This is a genomic window from Okeania sp. SIO2F4 (genome assembly GCF_010672385.1).
Classification (GTDB): Bacteria; Cyanobacteriota; Cyanobacteriia; order Cyanobacteriales; family Microcoleaceae; genus Trichodesmium.
The window spans coordinates 1-8,441 of the sequence record NZ_JAAHGT010000394.1; the positions used below are offsets into that span (position 1 = coordinate 1).

The 8,441-nt window shown below is 34.0% G+C and carries 7 protein-coding genes and 1 pseudogene; 4 read left to right on the forward strand and 4 right to left on the reverse strand.

Features of this window, described 5'->3' with window-relative positions; translation table 11 throughout:
* Positions 1-1,380, reverse strand: a 1,380-nt coding sequence (locus F6K22_RS22655; RefSeq protein ID WP_293103019.1) for an NACHT domain-containing protein, incomplete at its 3' end; no start/stop codon positions are given.
* A 422-nt stretch (positions 1,381-1,802) separates the two neighbouring features.
* Between F6K22_RS22655 and F6K22_RS22660 the strand changes: the two genes are divergently transcribed.
* Positions 1,803-2,354 (forward strand): hypothetical protein, encoded by a 552-nt coding sequence (locus F6K22_RS22660; protein WP_293103021.1) that lies wholly within the window; start codon positions 1,803-1,805, stop codon positions 2,352-2,354.
* Positions 2,355-2,420: 66 nt separating this feature from the next.
* Positions 2,421-2,561, forward strand: coding sequence for a hypothetical protein (locus F6K22_RS22665; protein WP_293103023.1), 141 nt, complete (start codon positions 2,421-2,423; stop codon positions 2,559-2,561).
* On the opposite strand, the gene F6K22_RS22670 is transcribed toward F6K22_RS22665, so the two are convergent.
* Complete coding sequence (locus tag F6K22_RS22670; protein WP_293103025.1) at positions 2,551-3,525, reverse strand: FkbM family methyltransferase; 975 nt, start codon at positions 3,523-3,525, stop codon at positions 2,551-2,553. The two genes, F6K22_RS22665 and F6K22_RS22670, sit on opposite strands and share 11 nt — an antisense overlap.
* Positions 3,526-4,455: 930 nt before the next feature.
* Positions 4,456-4,683, reverse strand: a pseudogene (locus F6K22_RS22675) (DUF5615 family PIN-like protein); the annotation flags it as partial.
* Between the two features lie 375 nt (positions 4,684-5,058).
* On the opposite strand from F6K22_RS22675, the gene F6K22_RS22680 reads away from it, so the two are divergent.
* Both F6K22_RS22680 and F6K22_RS22685 read left to right on the forward strand, forming a co-directional pair.
* Positions 5,059-6,513, forward strand: a complete 1,455-nt coding sequence (locus F6K22_RS22680; RefSeq protein WP_293103027.1) for an FAD-dependent oxidoreductase — start codon at positions 5,059-5,061, stop codon at positions 6,511-6,513.
* 288 nt (positions 6,514-6,801) lie between these two features.
* Entirely contained in the window at positions 6,802-7,377 is a 576-nt protein-coding gene (locus F6K22_RS22685) for a Uma2 family endonuclease (RefSeq protein ID WP_293103028.1), read from the forward strand.
* Positions 7,378-7,944: 567 nt separating this feature from the next.
* On the opposite strand, the gene F6K22_RS22690 is transcribed toward F6K22_RS22685, so the two are convergent.
* On the reverse strand, positions 7,945-8,441 hold a 497-nt coding region (locus F6K22_RS22690), incomplete at its 5' end, for an aldo-keto reductase family protein (protein ID WP_483244156.1).

Genomic DNA, 8,441 nt, shown 5'->3' on the forward strand with positions numbered 1-8,441 from the left:
TCTATCTAAACCAGCTAAAGCCACCCTACCCAAAGCTTGATGAAGTTCATTTTTTAAATTAGGCTTAACATTCCAATTAATATCTATTTTTTCCGGCTTCCACTCATAAAAATACCGGATAAACTGTTGATAAAGTCCTGCTTTTGTTTCTGGCAACTCTGCATTTTCATCAAAATATAAAATCTGACACAACAACGATAACCTCAGAGGATTTCTAACTAAATCATAAATCCTTTCATGGCGTGACTCTTTTAACTTTTCCTCCAACTTTTCACCCCGTTTTTTATTCTCAGCTTTAAGAAACCACTGATGAATAAAATTATCAACTTGTTCAAATTTAAACTCCAAAGTTTTGTAAGTTTCAAAACTACTAAGAGGATTATTAAAATTAACATCCCAAACATTTGTGCGACAAGTCAAAATTACTCGCGCTGCACTTAATAAACCAGTAAGTTGTTGTTGAATATTTCTCAGAGTTTTAGCTGCAGAAGTTTCCCCTATTTCATCCACACCATCAAGCAACAACCACACCTCATCTTTTTGTAGTAGTTTTGTTAACCGTTTCTCCTGAGTTTCCGAGTCAATATCTGAGTCTATGAGCAACATCGCATTTGACAACCACCTTTCCAGAATGTACTCTTCCAGTGTTTTTCCCTGCAACTCTCCCAATGGGATACATATATATAGATCGTTTGTGTTTTTCAGGTAAGTAGCAATTTTATCTAACCAAGTCGTCTTACCCGATCCTGCTTCCCCAACAATAGCAGTAAATTTATTTTTCTTCCCTTGAATGACATCCCGCAAAAATTCATCATATTCGTAAGTGAGGGTAATAACCTCTTTCTCCCTGAATTTTTCCATCCCATTATTATCACTGTGACGTTGTTGTAATTTACGTTCAACTAACCCCAGTTCCACAAATACTTCAACTTCACATCCTATTTGAGTTGCTTTACGTCTGAGTTGTTGAGTTGTTTGTTGCTTTTCCAGCATTTTTGCACATACCCAACGCCAATCAATTTTTATTTCAGTGGGAGTGGGAGGTAAGTTTTCTGGTTTTTTTCTGTAGTCTTTGAGGAGTTGAGAAACAGAATTTTCAGAAGTTTTACGCCAGTTAATTTTATTCCCAGAGTTAACTAATTTTTCTATTGCTGGATAGACTTCTTTAGATAAAGTTTGTCGAACAGTATCAGAAATATTTTTACTCTGGTAGTTCAATTTTTTAGCTATTTCATTAGGGGAGTTAGCACACAAAACTCCTCGTAGAAATATTTTGGCATTTGGTGATAAATCTTTCCCTAGTGCATTAGCTAAGTCAAGATAAAGTCTCTCTATTTCCCAATTTTGATAAGCTTCTGAAAATTCTTCTTCAAATGTCATTTACTTAAACTCTTTTAATAAATAGGGTTTGCTGAAAAAGTCTTTTTGTGAAGGTAGGGAATAGGGAGTAGGGAGTAGGGAGTAGTGAAGAGTCAAGAGAAACACGGAGTTCTATAGAAGGTATTCAGAAAAATTATCCCTCGATCCAACCTCCCCAACTCTTACCCAAATACTAACTTTTTGGGCAAGAGCTGCTCAAAATCTCGTATTTTTTCTAGACTTCAAAATGCTTAAACCTTTAGCTGCCAATACTTTTATATTTAATCAGCAAACCCTAAATATACAAATCTAATTTTATCCATATTTATCATAGCACTCACAAAATACTCACAGTTTTACTCACACTTACTCACAGACTGTGAATAGATTTTACCTAATCTTCTAGATAAGCTGTAAATAGTTAACAAAAAGGAGAAAAATTTATGAATGCTTATCAACTCAGCCTTTTCCCTAACGCTGAATACATCTCTAGTAATTCTAATAATATAGATGACTTATCTTCTGCTTACCGTAATTTTAAAAGTGGCGAAATTATCAACGAATTAGAAATGAATGTCATGGATATTTTGGAAATAGTTTTGGGAAATAATTTCCATTATTGCCCCCAAGTTACTCTGAATAGTATTTGTTGTCAGACTGGCTGGATACCAAAAAATATTTGGGAAATTTGGATTAATTCAAAAGTAGATATTGCCATAATAGAACGAGGTTTAAAAACAAATCGCCAAGCAAAATTAGTCATAGAATGTCAGTCAATTTGGCATAAATCTCCAGAACTAAAAGAAAGCAATTACCACAAAGCTCAAATTTTATCTACTGTAAATATTCCGTTAATCTATGTAGAGCAAGTTCCAGAAGATGAGCGTTTTTATCATTTTTATACACCCAATGAAACAGTCGAAATATTTTATAACTTAATTACCCAAGATAATATACAGAAACTAAAAGCTTTCCTAGAACAATATATTGTTTAAAAATCACCGAATAAAGAGCGGTTTTAGAGTCATAATGTTGATATTTTTGACTCTACACTTTTAAGGATGAAAAATTCTTCACCCATTCCAGGAAGGCGATCGCCATCTATTCTATTTCCAGGAATTTATCATAAGGATGTAGGGGTTCGGTTGCCAAACCCCCTACAAAAGAGAGCAAAATTATTCAGGAACCAAATTACACTCTAACAGCATATATCGCCCCAATATTGCTACTACGAGGCAAACGAGAAAAAATGGCAAAACCAGCTTGACGCAAATAATCAGCTAACTTATCAGGTCCTTTATAATGCCATTCCATCATAATTATTTTGATTTGATTTAGTTGCCCTTTTGCCGCTAAAGAATCAAATATTTCATACTCAGAACCTTCACAGTCAATCTTAGCAATAATATCCATATCTGGGTGCTGAGAAATTATTGAACTTAGTTCTTCACTGATAGGTTTTAAACTAATCTCTTCTGTCGGTAAAGATTGATTTTCCAGACTTTTTTTTCGATTTTCTGTAACTCCTTCAACTCCAATACTTCCCCTTAATTCATTATCAAATTCAACTGTTACTGTTTTTTCTTCAGCAGCAATTCCATAACTAAATGGTTTAATTTTCTGGGCAATTTCTGGGTTTAAATCAAAGTTATGCAATGCTTGATTGTAAGTAACTTTAAAAGGTTCGTAACTCCATACTGATTTGACATTTTCCTGCCTGGCAAAATACAGACTTGCCAATCCTGTATTCATACCAATATCTAGCATAACTACAGGTTTTTCGTAGATAAAATTATAAATTCCCAACCAATAAATTTCCCAAATAATAGAAAGTTCTTCCTCAGTTTGAATATTGACTTTGATTCCCTCAACTTCTAAAATCAATTCATCATTTGCGCCTATAGAAAACTTACCATTTAATTTTTTATTGAGAAATTTTGCTCTATTTAATGCTTTTCTCGTCAGCAGAAAATCATATTTTTCCTTTTCAACATATATTCCCAAGGGTTTGAGAAATAATTTATCCGAACCACGTTCAATTTCTACATCATTAAAACTCATATTGAACTCAGGAATTTTATCTACCCAATACCAATTAGGTATCTTCTGGAAATTTCTCACATTTCTCAAAAAATTCTTAGTCTTTAACAATGGTTGTGTTAACACTATTATTATTCCTCTCAAGTAAACAAACAGTCTATTTGAAGCAAAGAGAACATTAATGTTACTACTATTACTTCCTACTTACTTAATATAACACCCAAATGAACAATTCCGATCCTATTCATTATAACATAGTGGTTGTGTTCATTTCTCAAAAATACTTATAATTTTTGTAAAAGACATTGAATTGTTAAAAGGCATCAATTTTTTTGGATAGTAGGGACAGGGGATTATTCATTAATGGATAATGGATAATTGATAATGGATAATTACCTCTGGTTAAAACCGTACGGGAATTGAATATAAGGAAATTCAAGAGCACTTTTTTATCCTTGAAAGGTGAGGCTAATAAAGCTGAATTATTTAATTAATAATTATTAATTATTCGGTAATATATTTAGCTACATTAGATAAGTGACTAGAGGTAAAAATAGAAACTTAAATATTACTTAAACATACTTTTTGTCAAAATTTATCATGGTAGATTCTACTGAACCATGTTACTATGAAATAAGTAATAGTTATTAGGATAGGAAAACTTGAAACAATAGAAGTTTGTGATTACTCCTATAACATTTATCCACCTGATATATTGAGTTTAGGTTTTAGGTGGGCAAATATATAGTGAGTGAAATTTATCTAACATTAACTAGCATTTGCTTAACAAGTTTGTAGTAATTCTTGTCATTCTCCCTCTTGCTGATAATGTTATAACATTTTTTTGACTTGCGTTACTAAAATTTTCGTCTTTTTTATAATGGTAATTTAATTAAATAACGGGTCTTTTTTCATCTTTTTATTGGAGGAAATTCAAGAAATATAAGGCTATTTGTAGTCATTATCGGGAAAGATTGACTAACTTTTATTTGTGGGCTTAAAGGATTGTGAGATATGTTGATTTTAATGACATTTTTTACTTCCTTATCTTCTGTTTTAATATAGAATTAAAACTGAATTACTGGCATCTTGACTCAAAACTACAATATCATCATACCGAAAACGTAAAAGTATCTCAATTTCAGATGTTGTGCAATTTCCTACTCTTATCCAGATTAACTTAGGTGGAAAACCAAGCAAAATTACCAAATCAGAAAAATCAGCATCTTTAGTAACAATAATATATTCATTATCACGAGCATATTGCCATACATCTCGATGGCTAGCTTGGTCTAATTCTCAAATATCAAGATGACTTGATTGTGGATAAATATCAGCTAAACGTGACACTAAATCAGGCGATAAATTATGGTCGAATCAAAGTTTCGTTTGGGTACTATTAAAGTTTTTTGTTCCCGTTCAGCAGCATAGCTCATACAAGCAAAAATATCCTGTTTTGTTAATATCGCATTTGCTCCTAACCCATCAAGATAGAGATGACTAGAAATACTCTTAAATAATTTTTGTGGCTTAAATCCTTTGTTTTTTTCTTACTTTTGACTTTTGATGTTCTTAGTTATATGATAATTGATTACTAGGATTATATATAACTCATAGCTAATAGCTAATAATTAACGGCTGAATACTTACCTAAAAACTATGTCTACAGAAACAAAAAACTTAAACCAAAACGCAGTTATTGTCGGTGGGGGTCCTGCTGGTTTTGCCACAGCATTAATGTTAGCTAAACGTGGTTGGCATCAAATTACAGTTTTAGAAAAACGACCTGCTGCCGATTTTTATGAACCTGATAAATCATTCAATTATTTAATTGATGGGCGGGGTCAAAAATTTACCGATCTATTTGGTTTAACTGAAAAATTAGCAAAAATCAGCGTTCCCAATACAGAATTTTACCTCACAGAAATTAAGGCTGATGGTAATCGTAAAACTTCAAAATTACCCACCAGAGTTTCTAATCGCAAAACTGGTTATCAGCTACCACGTCGAGCATTTTTGCAACTACTTTTTCAAGAAATTGACGAAAATTGGCAAGATCGGATTACAACTTTATTTAATACAAAATGTCTGGAGGTTAACAATAAGAATGGAAAATTAACAATTATTGCCCAAGGAATAAATGACCAAACAAATTATCAATTTCAGCCAGATTTGTTAGTTGGTTGTGATGGAATTAATTCTCTAGTTAGGCAAACTTTAGATAAGTGGGATAATTCTGGAACAGATAAATTTAAAATGCAGTTTTTTCCCTCGGCAAGTTCTGGTTTGAAATACAAAGTTTTGACTTTAACGCCTAACTTCCCCCTAGACCATAATAATTCTGAACAGGCAGTTTGTACAATGGCTTATGCTATTCGTGGAGCATTTTCAGATTCTCAACGTTCTTTATCTCTAGTAATTTTTCCTTTTGCTAACCCCAACGAACCAAGAACAGCAGTTATTGTTACGCGACCAGAACATGAAATTTGGAAATTACAAGATGCTGAAAAATTGTCTGAGTTTCTAGAAAAATCTTTTCCACAATTTCCGATTAATAAAATAGTTTCATCAGAAGAAAAAGAACGTTTTGCTAAAAGTGAGGGTGGTTCTTTTCCCATCCCTCAATATTGTTCTGGGCTGCATTTGTTATTATCAAATACAGATAATTATACTGGAATAGTTTTATTAGGAGATGCGGTACATTGTTTTCCTCCCGATATTGGACAAGGTGTAAATTCTGCTTTGGAGGATGTATTTATACTTAATGAAGCACTGGAGCAAACTAATAATATTATTTCTGATAGTTTGCCATTATTTGAGTATTTACGTTCTCCAGATATAAAGCCTTTAATCCGTCTAGCTCAAACTGTTTTTCCTTGGCAATATAATCAAAATATTGTTGGTAAAAGACTGTGGAGTATTAACTTTTTTATGCGGTTATTTTTGAGTAAAATATTGCCTTTTATTTTTGCTCCTGCTGTTATTTTGATTCAAAACCATAAACTTAGTTATCGTGAAATATGGTCTATGGCTCAAAGAACAACTATCTATATATATGTACTGGGAATGGTTTTAATTTTCGGAAGTTTGGCTTTATTATTAGATAATTTTTAGTGGTGCTAAAATTAAAGCGATCGCCTTCGGGAAATGGAAAGATAGTTAGAAAGGAACTTGAAAAAAGTGATGCCCGATCGCCAGAGTTAGTATAACAAAAAAAATAATCCGTATATCCATGGCATAATCCTTATCTAGCTCTAGCTCTGGGGAGCGTTTCGCTGCGCGACATGAAAGGCGAAGCCTAGCGGCAGCTATATCGCTAATAATATGTTAAAATCTAAATAGGACATTAGCTAACTGCTGAATGCTTACTTGGTAATTAGCTTAAAGTCAAAAGGAGGAAAAATGACTAATTATACGATTGAGCTTAATTCAGTAATTGAAATAACAGACGAACAATTTTTTCAACTATGTCAAAAAAACCGGGATTTAAGATTTGAACGAAATGCTAAGGGAGATTTAATTATTATGTCGCCGACTGGGGGAGAAACTGGAAACTATAATGCTGAAATTTTTGTAGATTTAGGAAGTTGGAATCGGCGAACTAAATTAGGTAAAATCTTTGATTCATCTACAGGTTTTAAGTTGCCTAATGGTGCTACTCGTTCTCCCGATGCTTCCTGGATAACAATGGAAAAATGGAATAGTTTAACTCCTGAAGAAAGAACTAAGTTTTTACCTCTTTGTCCTGATTTTTTAATTGAATTAATGTCACCTTCAGACAGTTTATCTGAGACTAGAGAAAAAATGCAAGAATATCTGGAAAATGGGATGTGTTTGGGTTGGTTAATTAATCGAAAAAATCGGCAAGTAGAAGTTTATCGTGTTGGTAAGGAGGTAGAAATATTAGATGCACCTCAAACATTATTTGGTGAAGATGTTTTGCCTGGATTTGTGTTAGATATGGAACTAATTTGGTAGCCATATTAGAATGTCAAGTCTAGGGAGCGATCGCCAAACAAAAAAAAATAATCCGTATATCCGTGGTCAAATCAGTATCTAGCTACTAGGGAGCGTTGGCGAAGCCTAGCGGCAGCTATATCGCTAATAATATGTTATATCATGTCTCATTAAATAACTGTAATAAAAAATATTTCCCTAACTTCGTAGAGACCTTGCATACAACGTCCCTACATTGCGGTTAATTAATGTTACTGAATATTAAAATCTAAATAAGTCTATTTCTATATGTTTGCGCTAGCATTCCGTCAGGAAAAAGCGACAGCGCAACCCAACAAATACAGATATAGGTTTTTGTTGGGTTTCGTTGCTACCTGGAAATCTTCTCTTGGGTAAGTGCAATAGCATCTATTTTAGTAGGCTGCTTTTTTCTATCTCTTCTTAAGAGAATTTTGTGTAAATAGGTTTTCAGGTTGTGCCAATGTCCTAACCTGAATGCGTAGTGCTATATCTGTATTTGTTAGATTACTCTGTGGGAAGCAAGCTAAGTTGCCTCAACCCAAACTACTACTAAATTACTGCCTTTTATTAAGTCCAAGCGCGGAAGAAAGTATTCTCCTGCCAAACATTGGCTGTTTTCTGCTCGATCGCTCCCATATCTTCCTGACTTAGTTGCTGAAACTCTTGAGCAACCCTAACATTCGACTGCAACATCTCCACCGACTCCGTAGCTACAATACAACAATGAACTCCCCCTAACGACAACACATATCCCATTGCCTCTTGCATATTTAAAACTCCCGGTCGGAGTAACTTACCGTAAGCAGGTATCTTCATTCCAATAACTCCGACATTTTTTTGTTGCGCTACTGGCAATACTGTGGGAGCAAAGGGTCGAGGATGATGTTTGTCAGCAGCATTAATAGTAACCAGAGTCGTATCAAACGGATAATCCAGGGTGACCACGGAGTTCTCGAAGGCATCCAGCTTGTCGTTGCCCTGTTCTCTTGCCTGGTCGCGTTTGGCGATGGCTTTGGCCAGTCGCGTTTCAAGCTTGGCGATCTTTTCCGCCGGGTCCTCCGCAG

Bases quoted from the DNA above. Each gene is read 5' to 3' on its own strand.
- F6K22_RS22660 (WP_293103021.1), top strand. From the start codon at position 1,803: ATGAATGCTTATCAACTCAGCCTTTTCCCTAACGCTGAATACATCTCT.
- F6K22_RS22665 (WP_293103023.1), top strand. From the start codon at position 2,421: ATGAAAAATTCTTCACCCATTCCAGGAAGGCGATCGCCATCTATTCTA.
- F6K22_RS22680 (WP_293103027.1), top strand. From the start codon at position 5,059: ATGTCTACAGAAACAAAAAACTTAAACCAAAACGCAGTTATTGTCGGT.
- F6K22_RS22685 (WP_293103028.1), top strand. From the start codon at position 6,802: ATGACTAATTATACGATTGAGCTTAATTCAGTAATTGAAATAACAGAC.